The organism is Acinetobacter sp. AC1-2 (assembly GCF_016124155.1).
In the GTDB taxonomy this organism is placed as follows: domain Bacteria; phylum Pseudomonadota; class Gammaproteobacteria; order Pseudomonadales; family Moraxellaceae; genus Acinetobacter; species Acinetobacter calcoaceticus.
Window position 1 is genome coordinate 66,255 of the sequence record NZ_JABFFO010000006.1, and the last position, 22,526, is coordinate 88,780.

Genomic DNA, 22,526 nt, shown 5'->3' on the forward strand with positions numbered 1-22,526 from the left:
GGGACATGACTTCAGTCCATCAGTTACAAGGCGTTGGATCGGCTTCAGCAGCCCTGCTCGAAAAACTAAATATTTTTACCACAGATGATTTACTGTTTCATCTGCCACGTGATTATGAAGACCGCAGTACAATTATTGCAATGAATCAACTTGTGGTTGGGCGTAGCTATTTACTCGAAGGTGAGGTCAGATCAATTGATTTCCCTCCGGGAAAACGAAAATCCATGGCAGCCTTGGTTCAAGATGAATTCGGTAAAGTCACCTTACGCTTTTATCATATTTATAAAAACCTGACTGACAAAATAAAACCAGGTCATCGCTTACGTATTTTTGGTGAAGTCCGAGTAGGTGCTCGCGGCCTTGAGATGTATCATCCAGAAATTCAACTCATTAATGAACACACGCCCCTACCCAAGACTCAACTTACAGCAATTTACCCAAGTACAGATGGGCTGACTCAACCGAAATTACGCGAATATGTTAAACAAGCTTTAAAGCATCATAGTGATGCTTTACCAGAGTTGCTTCCTAAACAATATACCAATGGCTATGCGCTTAAAGAGGCTCTGTATTACATTCACGAGCCTCCAGTTGATGCCAATATGGTCCAATTGGCTCAAGGTTCACACCCCGCACAGCAACGGCTTATTTTTGAAGAGTTGGTTGCACACCAAATTAGTTTACTTAATCGACGTGCTTATATTCGTCAAATTGCATCTCCAGCTTTCTCAAGCAGCAAAATATTAGCTAAAAAGCTATTAGAAGCTTTGCCATTTCAAATGACCAATGCACAAAAGCGTGTATCTAAAGAAATTTTGAATGATTTGAAGCAGAACCAACCAATGCTTCGATTAGTGCAAGGTGACGTAGGTGCCGGAAAGACCTTAGTTGCTGCTGTAGCCGCTTGCCCTGCTTTAGAAGCTGATTGGCAGGTTGCATTAATGGCTCCTACTGAAATTCTTGCAGAACAGCACTATTTGAATTTTAAGCGTTGGTTTGAACCTTTAGGCATTACTGTCGCATGGTTATCTGGAAAGCAAAAAGGTAAAGCGCGTGCTCAAGCAGAGCAGCAAATTAAAGAAGGCCATGCGGAGCTTATTGTTGGTACACATGCCCTATTTCAAGATAACGTCGGGTTTGCCAAATTAGGTCTAGTGATTATTGATGAACAGCATCGTTTTGGCGTAGATCAGCGCTTAGCTCTACGTAATAAAGGTGCTGAGCAGTTCACCCCGCACCAACTCGTCATGACAGCCACCCCTATTCCACGAACACTGGCAATGAGTGCCTATGGTGATTTAGACACATCAATTATTGATGAGTTACCGCCAGGGCGAACTCCAATTCAAACCGTTACGATTCCGCTTGATCGTCGAGAGGAAGTACTCCAACGAATTGCTTCGAATTGCAGAGATGGAAAACAAGCATATTGGGTGTGCACACTGGTTGAACAGTCTGAAACTTTAGATGCTCAAGCAGCTGAAGCAACTTATCAAGAAATGAAAGAACGCTTTCCTGAGCTCAATATTGGCTTAGTGCATGGCAAAATGAAAGCCGACGAAAAGCAAGCGGTCATGCAAGCATTTAAGAATAATGAATTACAGCTTCTTATTGCAACGACAGTCATTGAAGTTGGAGTCGATGTTCCCAACTCCTCTATTATGGTCATTGAAAATGCCGAGCGTTTAGGACTTTCTCAGTTACACCAATTACGTGGTCGTGTCGGTCGAGGTGCTCAAGCCAGCTTTTGTGTACTTTTATATAAAACACCTCTTTCACAAAATGGCCAAGAGAGACTTTCTATTTTAAGAGAAAGTAATGATGGCTTTGTGATTGCAGAAAAAGATCTTGAGTTACGCGGGCCGGGTGAATTACTAGGTACTAAACAAACTGGAGATATGGGATTTAGAGTGGCTCGTTTAGAGCGAGATGACCACTTACTGAGTCAAGCTCATTATGTAGCTCAGCAAGTGTTAAAAGATTATCCAGAACAAGCAGATGCGCTATTAAAACGTTGGCTTCCAGAAGCGCCTCGTTATGCATATGTTTAGTTTCTTAAATCCACAGCATCTTATCCACTCACTCTCACCTTGCTTGTTGTGTGAGTCAGGTGTGCGAGAAAAAGATTCGCTCTGTAAGGACTGTTGGGAACAGTTACCATGGCTTAAACAAATAATTCAACGTAATGATCAATCCGTTCTTGTGGCCTGTGATTATGCATATCCAGTCAACCGAATCATTCAGCAGTTTAAATATGAACAAAAATTACATTATCAAATCTTGTTAGGTGAAATTTTACAACAACTCAAATTTCCCAAGGTACAGGCTATTGTACCTATGCCAATTTCGAATCAACGCTTAATTGAACGTGGTTTTAATCAGTCACTATTACTCGCGAATATCTTAAGCAAGCAATTAAAAATACCTGTTTGGCAGCCAGTGCAACGCCTTGCTGAGCATTCACAAAAAGGGCTTTCTCGACTGGAACGCTTTGAGAACATCGAACAACAATTCATTGTATTTACTCAAGAAAAACGGCGTTATCGCCGTGTTCTGATTATTGATGATGTCGTTACCACCGGAAGTTCAATTTATGCCCTTAGTCAGGTATTAAAGCAATTAGGATGTACAACCATTCATGCCGCCTGTTTAGCGGCAACTTTAACGAGCTAAGATCATTAAACCGTAGATAAATGCTGCTCACACCAAGGAATAACAATTTCACGGGTTAATGGTGCGAGGTGAGTTTCTGAATCATTTAAATCCACCCATTTCATTTCTGCAATTTCGGCAGCAATTTTAGGAGCCTGATCGAGTTGAACCAGATATAAATGACTGACCAGAATATGATCAGGTTCATTCGCCGCTGCTGTTTCAAAACGACCAAGAAATTGCTCAATTACAGAAGAACTTCCAACTTCTTCTAAAATTTCTCGCTGCATTGTGATCTCTGGCGCCTCATTGGGTTCCAGCTTACCACCCACTTGCATAAAAGCATGGGTATTACGCTTTCTTACGAGCAATAACTGATTTTGCTCGTTCAAGATCACTGCAGCAGCGACCGTAATTGTTTTCACCTATTTAACCTCTTTATGGCTGTACATCAGCATTTGCCCATTTTGGAGCAGGAGCCTGATATTGCTCAAATTGTTGAAGAATATCTTCGATTTTGTCCGATGCGATCAATTTATCAACGAACCGTGCTTGGCTAAATCCATTATCTACCGTTCCTTGGATCATTTTAAGTAAATCTTCATAAAAGCCAGCTACATTTAAGAAAGCACATGGCTTTTGATGAATACCTAATTGCGCCCACGTCCATTGTTCAAAGATTTCTTCCAATGTACCCGCACCGCCTGGTAAAGCAATAAAGCCATCAGAAAGATCTGCCATTTTGGTCTTACGCTCATGCATATTTTCGACAACATATAATTTGGTTAAGCCCGGATGAGCTAACTCACGATCGACCAAAGCACGAGGTATCACTCCAATGACTTGTCCACCCGCCCGTAAGGCACTATCAGCGACAACGCCCATTAAGCCTGAGCGACCACCACCATAAACCAAGGTCTTACCTTGTTTTGCAATAGCCTCGCCTGTAGTTTGGGCAACTTGTTGGAAAATTGGGTTTGAACCAAGAGATGAACCACAGAAAATACAAATTGAATTCATAGTGTAAAAAACCGTTTTATTGAACTGTCATGCTGACAAACTAAACTATTGATAAAGTTTTTTTTTGCAAAATAGCGTATTAGCAAGTGTTTTTCGGCAAATCCTTGTCTAAAATACACCCATCCATTTCCATCAGACTGCGTGAGGAAAAAAGACACATGCTTGAAGCCTTTTATGCCACAGAACGCGGAAGTCTGGAAGATGCCACCATCAATGGTGGATTTGATCTACATCCCGAATTAGTCTGGCTTGATCTTATTGCCCCCTCGCAAGAAGAGCAACAATGGGTCTTAGATGCCTATGATCAAAACTTACCCACACTAAAGTCGCTTGAAGATATTTCATCCTCAGCACGATTTTACCGTGATGATGACGGTATTTTGCATATCAGCACCTATTTTTTAACGAAAAATAAAAACTATCAAGTGGATGGTGATGCAGAAGACTCATCGCACATTTTAGCGATGGTGCAAACGGTCGCATTTATCTTACATAAAGACCGTCTCTTTACGATGCGGGGAGAAAAATTAGTTGCCTTTCGTGCCTTCCGTGCACGCGCTCGTCGAAATGACTATGACATGGACTATAAAGATCCAACATGGATTTTATTAGGCCTTCTTGAGGCAAAACTCGATGAGCTTGCGGATATCTTGGAAGATATCCACAAAGATTTAGAAAAATACTCTACCGAAGTTCTAAATAATCACCAGCGTGAACAAATTCTAGATCTTGATGACATGATTACCCGTCTAGCTCAACAAGAAGATATGCTAGGAAAAGCGCAGCTCTGTTTAATTGATTTACGACGTGTACTTACTTTTTTATCACGTCCACGTGCATTAGGCAGTCATATTTACGATGCGGATATTCGAGAACTCAGTGAAGATGTTCGCTCACTCGTAGAACATGATGCCTTCTTATTCCAAAAAGTACGATTCTTGCTTGATACAACGTCTGGATTCATTAATACCGAGCAGAATGACACGATCCGTCGATTCTCGATTTTACCAAGTATGTTAGCTCCACCTATGCTCATTGCCAGTATCTATGGTATGAACACAGATGTATTACCTTTCGCACATGGTACAACTAGTTTCTTTATTGTTTTACTCATTATTATGGGCTTCTTTATTGGTCCTATTATTTACTTCCGCTGGAAAAAATGGATCTAAGCTTTGTAATAAAATGCTAATTCCAAGCATAAAAAAGCACCTATATTTAGGTGCTTTTTTATATTTTACAGATCAAATCAGATGTAGATCTTCCTGCAAATGACAGGCTTGAATAATCTTCAGCATTTTTTCGGGTACATTTTTAAAATGTAAACCAGTATTCTGCGGAGTAATACGTAGCCATTGAACTAAAACAGCCAATGCCAAGGTACTACCATGCTCAAGCTGTGTTAAATCTACCACTAAAGGAAAGCTTTGTTGCTTTTTAATGATATCTAACCCAGCTTTATACTGTTGTTCGGCATTTTCAAAATCAATTTTTCCCGAAACAACCAATTGTTGGTTGAGATACTGAACCACTATTCACCTACTTATTTCTGTTTGTTCTGATTAACAGCAGCGTCTGCATCCGGTTGGAAGGTTGCAATTGCTTTATTTAAATCGCCACCATTACGCTTCACAGTTGCAGCAAACTGGTTACGGAACTGCAATCCTAAATCAATACCAGAAACATTGATATTACGGATTTTCCACTGAGTACCTTTATCAGCTAACTGGAAAGACACAGGAATTTTTTCACCATTGTGATTAAAGTCCAATGTCACTACAGGGTTTTTACCCGCAGTTGCTTTATAAGGACGCATTGTATAGCTTTGATTCGTATACTTAGCAAATGCACTACCGTAATTTTCAATTAACGTATTACGGAAGTTTGTTTCAAACTGAGCACGTTGTGCAGCTGTACTATACTGATTGGTCGCATAAGTACCCATTACAATACGTGTAAATGCTTGTGAATCAACATACGGGTCTAAATTCTGACGTACGATAGCCTTCACTAAAGCAGGATTTGCTTGCAATTTAGCATGGTCAGCTTTTAAACGAGCAATCAAACCATCAGCAACACGCTTGATAAAATCAGGTGGTGCTTCTGAAGGTGCAGCAAAAGCTGTACCTGCAATCATGGTAGACAAAAGACTTGCTGTCAGGGTTTGTTTAAACAACGTATTCACCAGGAACCACTCCTTCAAATAATCTTTTACTCAACAAATGATGCTTGTGCACTATCTTTATTAGTGCTTGCAGGAGCACTCGCTTCTGTTGAGCCTGAACCGGCAGCAACTTTACCAGCCCCACCACCAGTAATAAATTTACTAATTAAATCTTCTAAATCCATAGTTCCTTGAGTGTTTGAAATCGTGTCACCTCGTTTCAGGTAGTTAACACCACCACCAGGTACAACTTTCAAATATTTCTCACCCAACAAACCATTCGTTGCTACCATTATATAAGCATCTTCATCAATACTGGTGATGGAGGTCATGTTACTGGTCAGTTGCTGTTCCATTGTTTTTTGTTGCGCTGGAGAAGCCTGCGTATAATCTGAGCTATAACGTAACTCTTCCAGTGCATTTTTCTGAACTTCTTTTAATTGTTCAGGATTGAAACTTGTCAATTTTCCATCTAAACCAAATGTTACGGTAGCCAAACGCGTAACCGGATCAAGCGTGATTGAATCAACACGACCAATTGTAACACCACTCATTGTTACTTTAGCACGAGGCTTTAGACCATTGACGTTATCAAACTGAGCCTTCATGGTATAACTATCACTTAAGTTCGTACCGACAAGACCACTGACTTTCATCGCTAAAAAAAACAACGCAATACCGAAGATAATAACAAAGATACCAACGGCCAGTTCACTACTACGTGATTTCATTAAATCCCTCCGAACATGACCGCAGTCAACACGAAATCAAAACCTAAAACACATAATGAAGAATATACAACTGTTCTCGTCATTGCAGTTGCGATTCCTTCTGGAGTTGGATCACACGCATATCCTTGATACACCGCAATCCATGTACATAGCAAAGCAAACACAATACTTTTAATAATGCCGTTTACGACATCATGTCCAAATTGCACGTTGTTTTGCATTCCACTCCAGAATGAGCCTTCATCGACGCCAAGAAAATCGACACCGACCATTTTACCGCCCACAATACCAATCGCAGCAAAAATGACAGTTAGCATCGGTAAACTGACCACTCCCGCCCAAAGGCGTGGTGATACGATTTGTTTTAAAGGGTCAACCCCAATCATTTCCATACTGGCAAGTTGTTCACTTTGCTTCATTGAACCAATTTCTGCGGTTAATGCTGAACCTGCTCGACCAGCAAATAATAAAGCTGCAACCACAGGAGCCAACTCGCGCAATAATGTTAATGACACCATTGTGCCGAGCATTGATTCACTGCCAATATTTACTAAGATTGAATATCCTTGCAAACCCAGTACCAAACCAATAAATAGGCCTGACACAGTAATAATCAACAAAGACATTACCCCTACCCGATGCATTTGGTAAATAAATCGTCCAAAACCACCCGATGTAGGAAAAGAAAAAACAATCTGTACGAGCATTAGTGCCGCAACACCAATCCCTCGAATCCGCTCAATAACGAGTCTACCTAACCAGGCAATCGCATTCATGGACGAACCTCGTTATTTAAATAGGCTTGAGGACTAAATTGATATTCAACCGGTCCTTCTGCCGAACCTGTTAAGAATTGGTGTACAAATGGAGAAGCATATTTTTGCAAATCTTCAGGTGTACCCTCACCCTGAATTTTTCCTTCTGCTACCACATAAATGTAGTCAGCAATCGATAATGTCTCTGCGACATCATGCGAAACAATAATTGTTGTTAAATCCAAAGCTTCTCTTAACGAACGGATTAAACGTGTTAAAACACCTTTTACAATCGGATCTTGACCAGCAAAAGGTTCATCGTACATGATTAAATCTGGATCAAGTGCAATCGCGCGAGCCAATGCTACACGACGATTCATACCACCTGAAAGTTCTGTCGGCATTAATTGTTCAGAACCACGTAGACCCACTGATTCAAGTTTTAACGCAACCAGTTCAGCAATGAGATTTTCAGGAAGCTTAGTATGCGCTCGAATTGGAAACGCCACATTTTCATAAACGGACATATCCGTAAATAAAGCTCCGCTCTGAAATAACATTCCCATACGTGCACGGGCGGAAAAAAGTTCCTGACGAGACATTTTGGCAATATCTTTTGTGTCGAGTAAAACTTCCCCCTGATCTGGAACAAGCTGCCCACCAATCAGACGTAATAAAGTTGTTTTACCTGTACCAGAAGGTCCCATAATGGCCGTAATCTGGCCTCGACGTATATTTAAACTAATATTGTCATAAATGACGCGTTCCCCTCGATTAAAACTCAAGTTTTTCACTTCAATAAGTGGTTGAGTCGAGAGAGGAGTTTTATTATTCATAATGGCAATCGTTCCTGCACTTTTATGCACGCATACTATAACACTGAAAATTAGCAAACTTGTTGTAATTTTAACAAAAGCAAATCTAACTTATTTTATAGAAATAGAAGAGGTATGTTCGTAAAAAGAGGTCAATTCAGAAGCTTGGAATTGCTCAACAGAACTTCCATTTGTAAAAGCGTAGGCGAAGTAAACACCATTACACAAAACGAGTGCAATAAAGAGATAAGGCAAACCATGCTGAACCAAAAGGTTCTTCAATTGTGCCATTATTGTTTCTTTTCGCTTACTTTTACGCATTATTGAATAAAAAATTGAACCAATTCACATTTTGTTAGTTTATAACAAAACTGAAAAATAAAAAAGGCCAGTATTTTTACTGGCCTTTTTTTTCAAACTAAATATTGATTAGCGGTCGAATTTACGACGCGGTGGTTTATCATCGAAGCTACGACGCGGACGATCTTCACCACCAAAGCTACGTTTTGGACGATCATCACCACCGCCGAACGCTGGACGTTCACCACGTGGTTTGTCATCAAAACTACGACGCGGACGATCTTCACCGCCAAACGCTGGACGCTCACCGCGTGGTTTATCATCGAAGCTACGACGCGGACGATCTTCACCACCAAAGCTACGTTTTGGACGATCATCACCACCGCCGAACGCTGGACGCTCACCACGTGGTTTGTCATCAAAACTACGACGTGGGCGATCTTCACCACCAAATGCTGGACGCTCACCGCGTGGTTTGTCATCAAAACTACGACGCGGACGATCTTCACCACCAAAGCTACGTTTTGGACGGTCACCAAAACCAGCTTCGCGACGTGGCTTATAATCTACGCGATTACCACGGTTGTCATCATTCGATTCAAAACGCGGTTTATCATTGAAACCACCTTCGCGACGTGGACGATCTGAAGTGAACTCACGACGTGGACGATCTTCAAAACCACCTTCACGACGTGGACGGTCTGAATTGAATTCGCGACGCGGACGATCTTCACCACCGAACGCTGGACGTTCACCACGTGGTTTATCATCGAAGCTACGACGTGGACGGTCATCACGACCACCTTCACGGCGTTTAAAGTTGCTTTCGCCTTCAAAACGACGACCACCACCAAAACCACCGCCGCCACTACGACGACCATCACGACCACCGCCGCCATTACCACTACGGCCACGACCACCGCCATCACGACCTGAACGAGCAGGAGGTGGAGATGGCTCTAAGCCTTCAATTTCAGAAACACTCAAACGTGCTTCTAAATATTCTTCAAGTGCACGAATCTTACCGCGTTCACGATAAGTCGCTAAAGTAATTGCTTGACCAGTACGACCAGCACGACCAGTACGACCAATACGGTGTACATAATCTTCATGCTTCATCGGAAGACCGAAGTTAATTACGTGAGAAATAGTCGGGACGTCAAGACCACGAGCAGCAACGTCAGTTGCAACTAGGATTTTTGCACGACCTTCACGAATACTACGTAAACGACGGTTACGAACTGTTTGTGGCATTGCACCATGAAGTGCAACAACAGAATGACCTGCTTCAGCAAGTTCTTCTGCCAACATATCTGTATCTTCTTGCGTGCTAGCAAAAACAACAGCTTGATCTAAGTTTTCATCACTTAACCAATGTGTAAGTAATTTTTTCTTATGTTCGAAGCCATCAGTCCAATGCAATGTTTGCGTAATATCTGTATTGGTTGAATGACCTGTTTCAATTGCGATACGCATAGGATCTTTCATCATGCATGATGCAAGACGAATGATACGATCAGCAAATGTTGCAGAGAACATTAATGTTTGTTTACGGTTAGCTGCTAATTCGCTAATTGCTTCTAAGTCTTCAGAGAAACCTAGGTCAAGCATACGGTCCGCTTCATCAACGATTAAAGCATCTACTTGATCTAATTTAATTTGACGACGATTCACCAAGTCAAGTAAACGACCAGGTGTTGCAACAACAACTTGCGCGCCTTTTAATTGTTGAATTTGTTTTGCAAATGGCATACCGCCCATAATGGCAGCAATACGAACACCTTTCATGTGACGTACAAGTGCAATTGCATCTTGACTTACTTGCTGTGCCAATTCACGAGTTGGTGAAATTACCAAGATATTCGGTTGAGTCACTGCTTTCATACGGTCTTTGAACGGTACAACAGACTCTTGACCAGCTAAAGCATTTAATGTTGGAAGTAAGAATGCTGCAGTTTTACCAGAACCAGTTTGGCTTGATACGAGAAGGTCTTTACCTTCTAAAGCAGCAGGAATTGCTTGTTCTTGTACAGCAGTCGGGGTAGTAAAACCTAAACCTTCAAGCGCTTGTTGTAAGGTTTCATGCAAAGAAAATTCGGCAAAAGATTTGCTCATAGAGAGTTTCACCCTTGTGGGTGCTCCATTTTTAATAAATACAAAATAGACATCGGCAAAAAGCGGCAAAGCAAAATTAGCTGAAAGCTTTTATTCAGCAGCAATCCGAGTAACGACGATGTGGACTAAACGCATGCTTGATTACGGCCGAACCTGAAGAATCGCTGAGCGATCGGGGCGCAAGAAATGGTCCTCTCTATGGACGGCGTGCGCTTACAATGAATAGAACAGAATGTTCAGGTAATGAACGGAAATTTAAGTGCGTTGGCGGATTATAGCAGAAATAAATTAAAAGTCACCTGTTTTAATCAACTTTATCTATATTTCTTGAATTAATTTAATTTTACTCTTTACTTAAAACACAAAACCCTCTGATTAAAGAGGGTTTTATTTATAATACGCTAAATTATTTTGCAGCTTTATCCCAAGCTGGAACAACTGTTTGCATTAAAGGTTTTAATAATTTAAGCGAACATGCGAGTACTTGACCATTTTCAAATGAGTTATTACCACCACGTGCGTCAACAACTACACCGCCCGCTTCTTTAAGAATAAGTTCACCAGCAGCAATATCCCATGGCTTTAAACCAAGCTCAAAGAAACCATCAAAACGACCTGCAGCTACATACGCTAAATCTAGAGCAGCCGAACCGCCACGACGGATTTGTGCACCTGCTTGAGTAACCGCTAATAACGATGCGAAATGCTGCTCTGCATAAGATACGATTTCGCCAGCACGTTTAGCACGGTAAGGATGGCCTACTGCCAAGAATGTATTTTCTAAACTATCTTTTACATTTACACGAATACGGCGTTGATTCATAACTGCACCGCGACCACGGCTAGCAGAGAACAACTCATCACGTACTGGATCGTAGATTACGCCGTGTTGAGTAACACCTTTATGTTGAACTGCAATAGAAATACAGAAATGAGGGAAACCATTAATAAAGTTTTGTGTGCCATCAAGCGGGTCAATTACCCAGCACCACTCTGCATCATGGCCTTTGCCTTCTTGCAAACCAAACTCTTCACCTAAGAAGCTATGGTTCTTATAACTTTTACGTAATGTATCAATCGCTAATTGTTCTAAATAACGATCTACACGTGTTACCGGGCCATCAATGCCTTTCTCTTCAACTTGTAAATCGAGTTTATGACGATTTTGATGCGCTTTTAAAAGCTCTTGACCAACTGTTTGAGCCGCACGCGCAGCCATAACCACCATAGGTTCCATTGAACACCCACTAGACAAATTTGAAGATTTTGACAAAGAATAATGCATAAAAGCGCAGATATTTTAGCAAATATATGCGCTTTTAGGGGGAAAATGTTTCAAAAATTTTATTGGAGGCCTAAACCACCTGATTGAGCTTAAGCCAAACTCTCTCAATGGAGCTCAAAATACCTTTAGCATCCAATCCGCAGTCTTGTAACATTTGTCCATGTGAAGCCTGTTGTAGGAACAAATCTGGCAAGCCTAAATTAATAATAGGTTTCACAATTTGTTCTTGCGCCATAAACTCATTAACAGCGCTACCTGCACCACCCATAACGGCATGCTCTTCAACTGTGACAAATAAATGAGTATTTTCAGCCAAATCACGAATCATTTTTTCATCAAGCGGTTTCACAAACCTCATATTTACAACACGCACGCCCACATCATGTTTTTGTGCAAATTGTTCAGCAGCCTCTATAGCAACCATCACTCTGCTGCCAAATGCCAAAATTGTAATTTGCTCTTCACAGCTAGTCTTTATTTCAGCAACGATTTCAGCTTTTCCTAATTCAATAGTGGTCAACTCTTGCTGAATTTCCACACCTACACCAGCACCACGTGGGTAACGTACCGCAGCTGGTCCATTATAGACATAGGCTGTATGAAGCATCTGACGACATTCATTTTCGTCTTTTGGCGCCATGATGACTATGTTTGGAACTGTACGCATGTATGCATAGTCATATGCACCTGCGTGAGTTGGACCATCTTCACCAACCAAACCAGCACGGTCAATCCCGAAAGTCACATCAAGATTTTGTAATGCAACATCATGGATAAACTGATCGTAACCACGCTGCAAGAACGTCGAATAGATTGCAACAACAGGTTTTAAGCCTTCACAAGCCATTCCTGCTGCAAGTGTTACAGCATGCTGTTCAGCAATCGCAACATCAAAGAATCTCTGTGGAAATTCTTTAGCAAACTGAACCATGCCTGAGCCTTCACACATCGCAGGTGTAATCGCGAGTAGACGCTCATCTTGCGCTGCCTCATCACATAACCACTGACCAAATACATCAGAATATTTAGGTGGTGTTTTACCTGCTGAGGTTGCATTAATTTTGCTAATTGCATGGTAGGTAATCGGATCCGCTTCTGCGGGAATAAAACCTTTACCTTTTTTAGTATAGACGTGTACTAAACGTGGACCTTTACGCTTCTTCAGAGCATTAAATACTTGGGCCAGTTGATTTACGTCATGGCCATCAAATGGACCAAAGTAATCAAAACCAATTGCTTTAAATAAATTATCGGCCGCATCTGTTGCTGATTGATGCAAACGAGAATTATAAGTCCATTTTGGATGTGGCTGTATATACGCTTCGCCATCTTCATTAACGTTAACTAAATGGCCTTTTTCCCAAATTGCAGCCAAATGTTTAGCAAAACCACCTGTACTACAAGAAATTGACATGTCATTGTCATTGAGCACAACAATTAAATCAGCATTATGTGCAACAGCATCGTTCATGGCTTCAAATGCCATACCCGCTGTCATTGCACCATCACCTACAATACAAACCACTTCACATGGGTCGTTTTGATAACGACGTGCTAACGACATTCCTAAACCAGCTGAAATTGCTGTTGATGAATGCCCTACGCCGAATGTATCAAAAACTGATTCTTCTCTAGCTGGAAATGCCGCTAAACCATTTTTAGAACGAATCGTCGTCATTTGTTCACGACGACCTGTCAGGACTTTGTGCGGATAGGCCTGATGTCCTACATCCCAAACTAATCGGTCATTTGGTGTATTAAAGCAATAATGCAGCGCAACCGTCAGCTCAACCACGCCGAGATTAGCACCGAAATGGCCACCACTCTGGCCTGCTGCATATAAAATATATTGACGCAACTCATCAGCCACTTGAACCAATTGGCTATGCTCGAGCTGACGTAATTGTTGAGGATGATCAATTGCATCTAACAATGGCGTAACAGGGCGTTGAGTTGGAATTTCGGTATACAACATATGTGGCAAAGCCTTTATAAGCCTGGCAAATCCTAAGCTGGGTCAAAATGGGTCGATCATACAATCGAATGAAGTCACCTTCAATCAGCCACATTTGCGAACGAGGTCATGCAAAGCAGTCTCTCATACATCATGGGTATGGTTGGCAGATTATCCTGAATAATCTGACTATTTATCAACTATTATCGTCATCTTTATACAAAAAAGAAAACCTTAGTGTGCAAAATGATTATGACAATTCGACCAATCTCCCAGCATTACGCTATACTTTAAACCGTTTTCGGTTAAAAGATGAGTTAATCTGTGCCTATAGAGTTCATTGCAACATCAAAACTCCCGACCGCTTTTGGTGAATTCAATATTTCTGTGTTTCAAGATCCAGTATCAGGTGAAGAACATGTGGCACTTTCTAAAGGGTTAGAAAATCCACCTACAGGCCCTGTTTTGGTTCGTGTACATTCAGAATGTTTAACAGGTGATGCGTTTGCATCATTAAAATGCGACTGTGGTCCTCAATTGCAGGCAACTCAAAAGCTCATCAACGAGGCAGGTCAAGGCGTTATTTTATATTTACGTCAAGAAGGCCGTGGTATTGGGCTTACAAATAAAATTCGCGCCTATGCCTTACAAGATCAGGGTCATGACACCGTAGATGCTAATTTACTTTTAAATTTACCTGCCGATGCACGTCGTTATGACATGTGTAGCATTATGCTCGATCACTTAGCAGTGAAAGAAGTTAAATTAATTACCAACAATCCTTTGAAAATTCAGGCACTCAAAGATCAAGGAATTAATGTGGTTGACCGCGTTCCCTTAACGGTTGGACGCAACCCTTTTAATGAACAATATTTAAAAACCAAACGTGAACGTATGGATCACCTTTATCAAAAAGATGATTTTTAAGCCCAAATTATAAGTTTAAAAATAATTGGAAGGGATTTTTGAGACATTCCTCAGAAATCCCTTACTTTTTTTATGGTTTTGTGCTTTGATGTATCTATCTCCTATCTCAATCATCTTTGAGGGTCACTATGCAACATCCGACTTCAACAGATATTCAACGTGTCCGCGAATTTCTCCTCGATTTACAAGCCCGTATATGTGCGGGTTTAGAACAACAAGAAAAAGCTGGCGGCGGTACGAGTGAATTTATTATTGATGATTGGGAACGTCCTGAAGGTGGTGGTGGTCGTTCACGAGTTTTGCAAAATGGTACAGTGATTGAAAAAGGTGGTGTGATGTTTTCTCACATCAACATTAGTAAACTCCCTGCTTCTGCTACAGAAAGACACCCTCAAATTGCTGGTGCTAAAGCGCAAGCACTTGGTGTCTCATTAGTAATTCATCCTAAAAACCCCAATATTCCAACTTCTCATGCCAATGTACGTTTATTCGTTGCAGAGCCTGAAGGACAAGATCCAATTTGGTGGTTTGGCGGTGGTTTTGACTTAACACCGTTCTATCCAGATGAGCAAGATGTTATCGATTGGCATCAAGCCGCTTACGACTTATGCCAGCCTTTTGGTGACAATGTCTATGCAGAACATAAAAAATGGTGTGATGATTATTTCTATTTAAAACATCGCGATGAACAACGAGGCGTTGGTGGTTTATTTTTTGATGATCTCAATGGCTGGGATTTCGAAACTTGCTTTAAATATATTCAAGCTGTAGGTAATGGTTATTTAAATGCCATTCTGCCAATTTTTGAAAAACATCGTGAACAGCCTTATACCGAAGCTCAACGTGAGTTCCAAATTTACCGTCGCGGTAGATATGTCGAATATAACTTAGTATATGACCGCGGAACATTGTTTGGCTTACAAACAGGTGGACGGATCGAATCTATTTTAGTCAGCCTCCCTAACCTTGCAGGTTGGTCGTATCGCCCAGAATGGGATGAAGACTCGCCAGAGAAACGTTTAACCGACTATTACCTAAAACCACGTGACTGGTTAAATCTAAAAGAAAAAGTCGCTTAATTTTTTGCTTTTTGGAGATTCTTTGGCTTCCACCCTAGAGAATCTCCTTTTTTATTTTCACTTTTCTAAACCTCATTCAAATATTTTTTCTTATTCCAATTTGGCTTATAGTGAGGCCTGCTGAATATTCAGCACACGTTTTTAACTGCTTTATGCCATTTTAAAATTTTGGATATAAGAATGACCAAACAGTTTGCAGTAATTGGCAACCCAATCGAACAATCACGCTCTCCTGAATTGCATCATGCTTTCGCTCAAAAAACAGGTGTTGATCTCGACTATCAAAAACGTCTTGCCCCTCTTGATGGTTTTGAGTCGAGTATGCGTAGTTTCTTTACAAATGGCGGAAGTGGCATGAACGTTACTGTGCCGTTTAAAGAACAGGCTTTCGCTTTGTGCGATGTGCTAACCGAGCGTGCTCAGATTGCAAAAGCAGTTAATACGTTATGGATGGAAAATGGCAAATTGCATGGCGATAACACTGATGGCCAAGGCTTAGTAGCCGCGATTCAAGCTTTAGACTGGAACCTAGAAAATACGACTATTTTAATTTTAGGAGCTGGCGGTGCAACTCGTGGTGTTATTTATCCACTAGTACAAGCTGGCGCAAAAAAGATTGTGATTGCAAACCGTACTCTAGCTCGTGCCGAACAACTTATAGATGACCTAAAAGTAGCCGTCCCGCAAGCTCAATTACAAGCAATTTCTCTAAATGAGCTAGAAGGGAAATTTGATATTGTAATTAATGCGACTTCTGCAAGCCTTTCAGGCGATGCTCTACAGCTTCCTGAAAATTTACAATTCGAACATGCCTATGAAATGGCATATGGGAAACCATCTAGCTTCCTTGATCAAGCTAAACAACGCAATGTGCCCTCTTCGGAAGGTTTTGGAATGTTAGTCGGTCAGGCTATTGAATCCTTTTCTATCTGGAATGGCGTAAGACCTGAATTAAAAGATTTTCTATAAATATAAAAAAGAACCTACATGATGTAGGTTCTTTTTTTATTTCATTTATTATTTTTTGGTTGTAACCATTTGCTGATAAACATCTCGGAAAATCTCATAATCAATAAATTCATTATGCTCAGGTTTTAAATTCTGAATTGTTTTTTCCGTAAGTTGCTGTTTACGCGCAGCAGCATAAGCCTTACCTAGAATATCAGCAGTTTGTGATAACAATGGTTTTTCTTCAGCAGAAGCACCATTTTGTTGTTCAAATTTTAATTGATATTGTTTCGAGAAAAGCTGCTCAGGCTGCTTATATTGTTTCTGTAATTTTTGCCATGCTTCACGCCCTGCCTTACCTTGTATTGTTGTAATCACAATATGGTCTACAGCACGGCCTAAATCATTATCAAACTGGTCTTCTTGTTCAAGATGATGCTTTTTCTGCAAGGCCTCGATACGCTCTAAAGCCTTACCTTGAGGATTATAGGTTTCTTCTTCAGAGAACCAGTAAGCATAAACTTCGGCAATTTCTTGCAGTTGCTGAACTGAATAATAATTAATATATGACGGTTTTTCGGCAGTCAATTTTGCAATAAACACAGCCTTATACGTTTTGTCATAGGCACGTGTTGCATCATAAGTTTGGTTAGCCAACAGCGCCAGATTCGAATCTAAATCTTGTACATCGCTATGTGAGCCAACTGGATGTTCAGAAACATCACTCTGCCCAAGTTTTTCACTAAAACCTTTTACGAAGTTTTCAAATAAAGAACCTTTGCTTGCCTCTGCAACTGATTTAGCTTGTTTAAGTTGCTGCTGATTAATTGAGGTTGCTTTACCATAATTTAGAATTTGCATGTCTGCTTTAATATTAAAGCGATGGTTAAATTCAGCTGGTGTATATGCAATATCGTAATCTACGTTGACTGCGCGGCCTTTTTCATCGAGTCCAACATCAATCGTAATTGGATTTCTTTGTTTTGGTAAAGCTTGTTCAATCTCTGCTTTATGCTTTAACCATAAAGCTTTGAATGCTTCATCATTCACAAACTGGTTCTGATCATAAGCGGCAAAAGTTTGTTTTAAAGCAGCTTGACGAGACTTGATCTGAGTTTTTTGGGTACTCTCTACGCTTTGATCAAGAACATCAACACCATATATTTGACAGTAATTAATATCCCCTAAAACTACTGGTTTTTTAAGGGTCTGTAACTCAACACATTGTTCTTCTGTAAGGGCTGGGCCTTCTTCATCTTGGGTAGTTTGTTCTGCATCCGCTACCGCAACATCAGCAGCATCCTCATCTTGGCCTGAAGCAGAGGCTTCCTCTGCTGCTGCCGCTGCATCTTGAGCTGCACTTGATTGTTCTTCATCACCTTCCTCAGAAGCCAATGTACCACCAAAATGAGCATTAATAAGTGAGTAAAGTTGTTGGCTGACTGCTGCTGCATCTTCAGAAGAAACTTTCTGCCCTTCGGCACCACCTGACTTTTTCTTAGCTTCAGAAGCGGCAAGCTCGGTTGCTATAGATTCAGCAATCTTTTGATCATCAAATCCTAAAACACTTTTTTGCAGGTATTTTTCATTGACTTGGCCATATAAATCGACTTGCAGAAGCAACTCTTCAACCGTATCTTTTAAACGAATTTTTTCTACAATTCCCGCTTTACGGTCAGCGTCTGTAATTGGTAAACGTTGTAAATTTTGCGGATCAGCCAAACGATAAGACACGGCGCCAGAAGCCTTCGCATATTCAACGAACTTCTTCATATCGACGTTCGTAAATAGATCTTTATATTTCGAAAAATCGACATAGGCTAAGTTGTTTTGATTATCTTTATTCACCAAATAAGGCATTAATCCGAAATAATTAACGTAAAACTTATAATCCTTTAGATCAAGTACCATTGGCAGTTTTGCCTGCACGAGCAAAGTCGGTTTTTCATATCTTGCAGTGAGGTTGAAAGACCCCATTTTTTGACGATAATGAACTGAACCATCGTAACTAAACTGGAGATCATTTAATAAATTGATTAATACGGCATTTACTTTTTCTGAACGTGACTCGCCAGATACACCCGAAACAGATTGCTCATTTGCAATTGCAGCATAAAGCGCCTGCTTCTGTTTTTTATTCAAATTAATTTTTTGTTCACGTAAATATTGATCTACTTTTTTTTGCACTTCAGCATCAAGTTGAGCACTTTTCTCTACAGTGCTTATTTTGTTGGGCTGATTTGAATCAACATTAACTTTAAAATGCCCACGGTAGTCATAGCTTGGGTATTCATACATTGCATTCATACCCTGAATGACTTTTTGATCTAAATTAGCAGATGCCACTGATGGACGTAGGCTATGCTGCGCACATGCGGTCAAACCCAAACTGAATAAACATAAACTGAGATATTTTAAATGCATAACCTTTTTTAAAACCTTATCGCTTTATCTTTTTAGCAAAACTTGCTAAAAATAAAAAAATAGTTGTTTTTTCACATAAAAGTATAAGTCCTGAATGTAGCAGAAAATGTATTTTCAGGTGTATTTATTTTCGACAAAATTCGCTTTTCTGACATTTCTTTCGGATGTGATTATCATTGTATTTTTATCATGCGAGTGAATAATCAAATCATCGATTCAGATAATCCCACAATGATTCAAAATTAGGATTAAAGCCATGCCAGCATATAAAGCCCCGCTACACGATATTCGCTTCTTAATGAATGAAGTATTAGATTACCCTGCTCACTACAAAACTTTATCAAATGGTGAAAATGCAGATCCAGATACCGTTGATATGATTCTTGAAGGTGCGGCAGATTATTGTGAAAACGTATTATCGCCACTTAACCAATCTGGTGATGAAGAAGGTTGCCATTTTGACAACGGCGAAGTAACTACACCTAAAGGCTTTAAAGAAGCTTATGACCAGTTCGTTATGGGTGGTTGGCAAGGTCTTTCTTATCCAGAAGAATTTGGTGGTCAAGGCCTACCAATGTCTTTAAACCTCATCAAATCAGAAATGATGGGTACTGCAAACTGGTCATTTACGATGTACCCTGGCTTAAGTTCGGGTTGTATGAACACCATTTTGCAATTCGGTACCGATGAACAAAAACAAACGTATATGCCTAAGCTTGTAGAAGGTACATGGAGCGGCACAATGTGCTTAACCGAACCTCAATGTGGTACCGACTTAGGGCAAGTTAAAACTAAAGCTGAACCTCAAGCAGATGGCACTTATAAAATCTCTGGTACAAAAATCTTCATTTCTGCCGGTGAACATGATTTAACTGAAAATATTATTCACATCGTACTTGCACGTCTTCCAGATGCGCCTGCTGGTACTCGTGGTATTTCATTATTTATCGTACCTAAATTCATACCTACTGCTGATAGTGGCATCGGTGAACGTAATGCAGTGACCTGTGGTTCAATCGAACACAAAATGGGGATCCGTGCTTCTGCAACTGCTGTACTAAACTTTGATAATGCCACTGGTTATTTAATCGGTGAAGTCAACAAAGGTTTACATGCAATGTTTACCTTCATGAATACAGCACGTATTGGTACTGCTGTTCAAGGTATTGCGCACGCTGAGTTATCGTTCCAAGGTGCATTACCTTATGCGAAAGATCGTATGTCTATGCGTGCACTTTCTGGTAAAAAAGAACCTGAAAGAGTTGCAGATGCCATCATTCATCATGCTGACGTACGTCGCCTGTTGTTGACTCAAAAAGCAATTGCTGAAGGTGGTCGTTCAATGATCTATCATGCTGCAAAACTTGCAGACAAAATGACAGATGCATTAACACGTGGCGACCAAGCTGCTTACGAAGACTACGATGATAAACTTGGTTTCTACACACCAATTTTGAAAGGTTTCTTGACTGAACTTGGTTTAGAAGCTGCAAACAACGGTATGCAAGTTTACGGCGGTCATGGCTACATCAAAGAATGGGGCATGGAACAAATCGCTCGTGATGCTCGTATCTCAACGCTATACGAAGGTACAACAGGCATTCAAGCACTTGATTTGATTGGTCGTAAAGTATTGCTTAGCTCAAAAGGTAAAGTGGTTCGTGACTACACTGCTGAAATCTTAAAATTCTGTGCTGCACACGCACGTAATAAATACTTACGTCGTTTTGCTTGGGATTTAACTAAGCTTTGTGCTCAATGGAATACTTTAACAGTTCGTATTATGCTTGCTGCACGTAAAGACCGTGACATCGTATCTTCTGCTTCTGTAGATTTCTTGATGTTCTCAGGTTACGTGATGATGGCTTACTTCTGGGCGCAACAAGCAGTCATTGCTTCTGAGAAACTTGAAGCAGGTGATGGTGCAGAAACACCTGAATTCTATAAAGCAAAAATCAAAGTTGCAGACTTCTACTTTGACCGTATGTTACCTCGTACTCAAGGTCACGCCGAGTCAATGGTGACAACCTCTCGCACATTAACATCATTACCAGTTGAACACTTTAGCTTCGACTACTAATGATTTTTAAATCGTGAAATGAAAAGAGCGCAATTCATATTGCGCTCTTTTTTATTCAAGTAAAAATTTAATATTTATTCTTTAGTCAGAACATAAGCTTGCTTTGGAACAAAATAGTTTTGTTCCAAAAACTCACGGTTTTTACCGTAGTCGCTATAAAACAATTTTTCTAGATTCACGATCAATCTTTTGTTTGAATCAACATTAAAATAAAAATTAACATTAGATAAAGGACAGTGAATGGTTAACTCATGCTCTCTTTCATGTACTTTCCAATTTAAATCAGGACACAACTGATTTATAGCAGTACTTTTGGCTCCATCCTTACTTCCCACTCGGCCAAAATGAATAACATTCCAATAAGCTGATCCATTGGGTAATAAATTTAAAATGTACTCTGCCTCTCCAGACTCACAATCGGCAAACGCATCCTCACATGAAATTCGGGTGTTATATCGCCCTACATATTGCAATGAAATTGCGCTTAATTTTTTGGTTTGATCTAAATTTTCTTCAGGTAAAAAAGTACGTCCCGCCACATAATCTAATGTTTTTGTAGATGTACTATTTTTTATTAAATTTTCTTCATCGGTAGAACTAGAACTTGGACTAGAGTGATCTTTGGAGTTGGTGTGGTTTATGTCGCAAGCACTAAGTGTCAGGCACATCATAGTCCCTACAACCAAATGCTTAACTAAAAACCTAGACCGCTTCAAAGACATATACATTATTCACAGATAACAGCAACAACCATGTTTATATTCATTTCAGGCACGAGCCAATTGCTGCCATAAACCTTTAAGCCCTGAAAAGGTGCATTTTAGTTGATGTTGGTTTCCTTCATCCCAATCCTTTACATATTTTAACCATTTTACTTTTTAGAAGACTTTAAACCCGTTATTTCGTCTCCATATTTTTATTAAGCAAGAGAATAAACAATTCCTTGTAACTTTTTATTTTTAAGGAGAATTAGATGGCCAGTTCTGGTTTATATCGCTCGAACCGACATAGCATGATCGCCGGTGTAATGGGTGGTATTGCTGAACGTTTTGGTTGGAACGTAACTTTACTACGCATTATTTTTGTTGTGATTTCAATTATGAGTGCGGCCTTTCCCGGAATCTTAGTTTATCTGGTTTTGTGGTTAGTCATTCCGAAAAAACAGCCAGAACATATTGAAGGCTATCGACAATCCGTCCGAACTGTACATGAAGAGCAAACACGTTAATTAATTTTGGTCGCTACGGTTGCATCCCCTAATCAACCGTAGCTTTTTT

The 22,526-nt window shown here is 40.3% G+C and carries 21 protein-coding genes; 8 read left to right on the forward strand and 13 right to left on the reverse strand.

Features of this window, described 5'->3' with window-relative positions:
* Nucleotides 1-5 precede the first annotated feature (5 nt).
* Nucleotides 6-2,051: an ATP-dependent DNA helicase RecG gene (recG, locus tag HL290_RS15985; RefSeq protein WP_198496987.1), complete on the forward strand. Its 2,046-nt coding sequence runs from the start codon at nt 6-8 to the stop codon at nt 2,049-2,051.
* On the forward strand, nt 2,044-2,673 hold the full coding sequence (locus tag HL290_RS15990; RefSeq protein WP_198497030.1) for a ComF family protein: 630 nt from the start codon (nt 2,044-2,046) through the stop codon (nt 2,671-2,673). Before recG ends, HL290_RS15990 begins: the two co-directional genes overlap by 8 nt.
* 5 nt (nt 2,674-2,678) lie before the next feature.
* Here HL290_RS15990 and HL290_RS15995 read toward each other — a convergent pair whose 3' ends face one another.
* The gene (locus HL290_RS15995; protein WP_003653680.1) at nt 2,679-3,077 is read right to left on the reverse strand and encodes an NUDIX hydrolase; all 399 of its coding nucleotides are present in this window, start codon (nt 3,075-3,077) and stop codon (nt 2,679-2,681) included.
* A 13-nt stretch (nt 3,078-3,090) separates the two neighbouring features.
* Complete coding sequence (locus HL290_RS16000) at nt 3,091-3,672, reverse strand: TIGR00730 family Rossman fold protein (RefSeq protein ID WP_005038465.1); 582 nt, start codon at nt 3,670-3,672, stop codon at nt 3,091-3,093.
* Nucleotides 3,673-3,830: 158 nt separating this feature from the next.
* Here HL290_RS16000 and HL290_RS16005 point away from each other — a divergent pair, with 158 nt between their 5' ends.
* Nucleotides 3,831-4,844, forward strand: a complete 1,014-nt coding sequence (locus HL290_RS16005) for a magnesium and cobalt transport protein CorA (RefSeq protein WP_004639553.1) — start codon at nt 3,831-3,833, stop codon at nt 4,842-4,844.
* Nucleotides 4,845-4,916: 72 nt separating this feature from the next.
* Here the strand turns inward: HL290_RS16005 and HL290_RS16010 are convergent, their stop codons facing one another.
* The 9 genes from HL290_RS16010 to dxs all read right to left on the reverse strand — a co-directional run bounded on the left by HL290_RS16010 (nt 4,917) and on the right by dxs (nt 13,812).
* Entirely contained in the window at nt 4,917-5,204 is a 288-nt protein-coding gene (locus HL290_RS16010) for a lipid asymmetry maintenance protein MlaB (RefSeq protein ID WP_080027838.1), read from the reverse strand.
* An 11-nt stretch (nt 5,205-5,215) separates the two neighbouring features.
* Nucleotides 5,216-5,857, reverse strand: coding sequence for a phospholipid-binding protein MlaC (locus HL290_RS16015; RefSeq protein WP_005038459.1), 642 nt, complete (start codon nt 5,855-5,857; stop codon nt 5,216-5,218).
* A gap of 26 nt (nt 5,858-5,883) precedes the next feature.
* Nucleotides 5,884-6,567: an outer membrane lipid asymmetry maintenance protein MlaD gene (locus HL290_RS16020; RefSeq protein ID WP_198496988.1), complete on the reverse strand. Its 684-nt coding sequence runs from the start codon at nt 6,565-6,567 to the stop codon at nt 5,884-5,886.
* Nucleotides 6,567-7,343, reverse strand: coding sequence for a lipid asymmetry maintenance ABC transporter permease subunit MlaE (gene mlaE / locus HL290_RS16025; protein ID WP_045433193.1), 777 nt, complete (start codon nt 7,341-7,343; stop codon nt 6,567-6,569). The genes HL290_RS16020 and mlaE overlap by 1 nt, the downstream gene beginning before the upstream one ends.
* Nucleotides 7,340-8,158 carry an ABC transporter ATP-binding protein gene (locus HL290_RS16030; RefSeq protein ID WP_005043907.1) on the reverse strand — a complete coding sequence of 273 codons (819 nt, stop codon included), beginning with the start codon at nt 8,156-8,158 and terminating at the stop codon, nt 7,340-7,342. Before HL290_RS16030 ends, mlaE begins: the two co-directional genes overlap by 4 nt.
* A gap of 90 nt (nt 8,159-8,248) precedes the next feature.
* Complete coding sequence (locus tag HL290_RS16035; RefSeq protein WP_026057109.1) at nt 8,249-8,458, reverse strand: hypothetical protein; 210 nt, start codon at nt 8,456-8,458, stop codon at nt 8,249-8,251.
* Nucleotides 8,459-8,566: 108 nt separating this feature from the next.
* A complete protein-coding gene (locus HL290_RS16040) occupies nt 8,567-10,552 on the reverse strand; it encodes a DEAD/DEAH box helicase (protein WP_132070377.1) in 1,986 nt (661 codons plus the stop codon).
* Between the two features lie 406 nt (nt 10,553-10,958).
* On the reverse strand, nt 10,959-11,789 hold the full coding sequence (locus tag HL290_RS16045) for an inositol monophosphatase family protein (protein WP_003653693.1): 831 nt from the start codon (nt 11,787-11,789) through the stop codon (nt 10,959-10,961).
* Between the two features lie 118 nt (nt 11,790-11,907).
* The gene (gene dxs / locus HL290_RS16050) at nt 11,908-13,812 is read right to left on the reverse strand and encodes a 1-deoxy-D-xylulose-5-phosphate synthase (protein ID WP_151744430.1); all 1,905 of its coding nucleotides are present in this window, start codon (nt 13,810-13,812) and stop codon (nt 11,908-11,910) included.
* Between the two features lie 303 nt (nt 13,813-14,115).
* Between dxs and ribA the strand changes: the two genes are divergently transcribed.
* The 3 genes from ribA to aroE all read left to right on the forward strand — a co-directional run bounded on the left by ribA (nt 14,116) and on the right by aroE (nt 16,766).
* Nucleotides 14,116-14,718: a GTP cyclohydrolase II gene (ribA, locus tag HL290_RS16055; protein WP_003653698.1), complete on the forward strand. Its 603-nt coding sequence runs from the start codon at nt 14,116-14,118 to the stop codon at nt 14,716-14,718.
* A gap of 128 nt (nt 14,719-14,846) precedes the next feature.
* On the forward strand, nt 14,847-15,797 hold the full coding sequence (gene hemF / locus HL290_RS16060) for an oxygen-dependent coproporphyrinogen oxidase (RefSeq protein WP_198496989.1): 951 nt from the start codon (nt 14,847-14,849) through the stop codon (nt 15,795-15,797).
* 180 nt (nt 15,798-15,977) lie between these two features.
* Nucleotides 15,978-16,766 carry a shikimate dehydrogenase gene (gene aroE, locus HL290_RS16065; protein WP_132070379.1) on the forward strand — a complete coding sequence of 263 codons (789 nt, stop codon included), beginning with the start codon at nt 15,978-15,980 and terminating at the stop codon, nt 16,764-16,766.
* A gap of 48 nt (nt 16,767-16,814) precedes the next feature.
* Here the strand turns inward: aroE and HL290_RS16070 are convergent, their stop codons facing one another.
* On the reverse strand, nt 16,815-19,169 hold the full coding sequence (locus tag HL290_RS16070) for a hypothetical protein (RefSeq protein WP_198496990.1): 2,355 nt from the start codon (nt 19,167-19,169) through the stop codon (nt 16,815-16,817).
* 256 nt (nt 19,170-19,425) lie between these two features.
* On the opposite strand from HL290_RS16070, the gene HL290_RS16075 reads away from it, so the two are divergent.
* Nucleotides 19,426-21,249, forward strand: a complete 1,824-nt coding sequence (locus HL290_RS16075; protein WP_003653705.1) for an acyl-CoA dehydrogenase C-terminal domain-containing protein — start codon at nt 19,426-19,428, stop codon at nt 21,247-21,249.
* 74 nt (nt 21,250-21,323) lie between these two features.
* Here HL290_RS16075 and HL290_RS16080 read toward each other — a convergent pair whose 3' ends face one another.
* Entirely contained in the window at nt 21,324-21,971 is a 648-nt protein-coding gene (locus HL290_RS16080; RefSeq protein WP_198496991.1) for a hypothetical protein, read from the reverse strand.
* 251 nt (nt 21,972-22,222) lie between these two features.
* Here HL290_RS16080 and HL290_RS16085 point away from each other — a divergent pair, with 251 nt between their 5' ends.
* The gene (locus HL290_RS16085; RefSeq protein ID WP_004639576.1) at nt 22,223-22,477 is read left to right on the forward strand and encodes a PspC domain-containing protein; all 255 of its coding nucleotides are present in this window, start codon (nt 22,223-22,225) and stop codon (nt 22,475-22,477) included.
* Nucleotides 22,478-22,526: the final 49 nt, after the last annotated feature.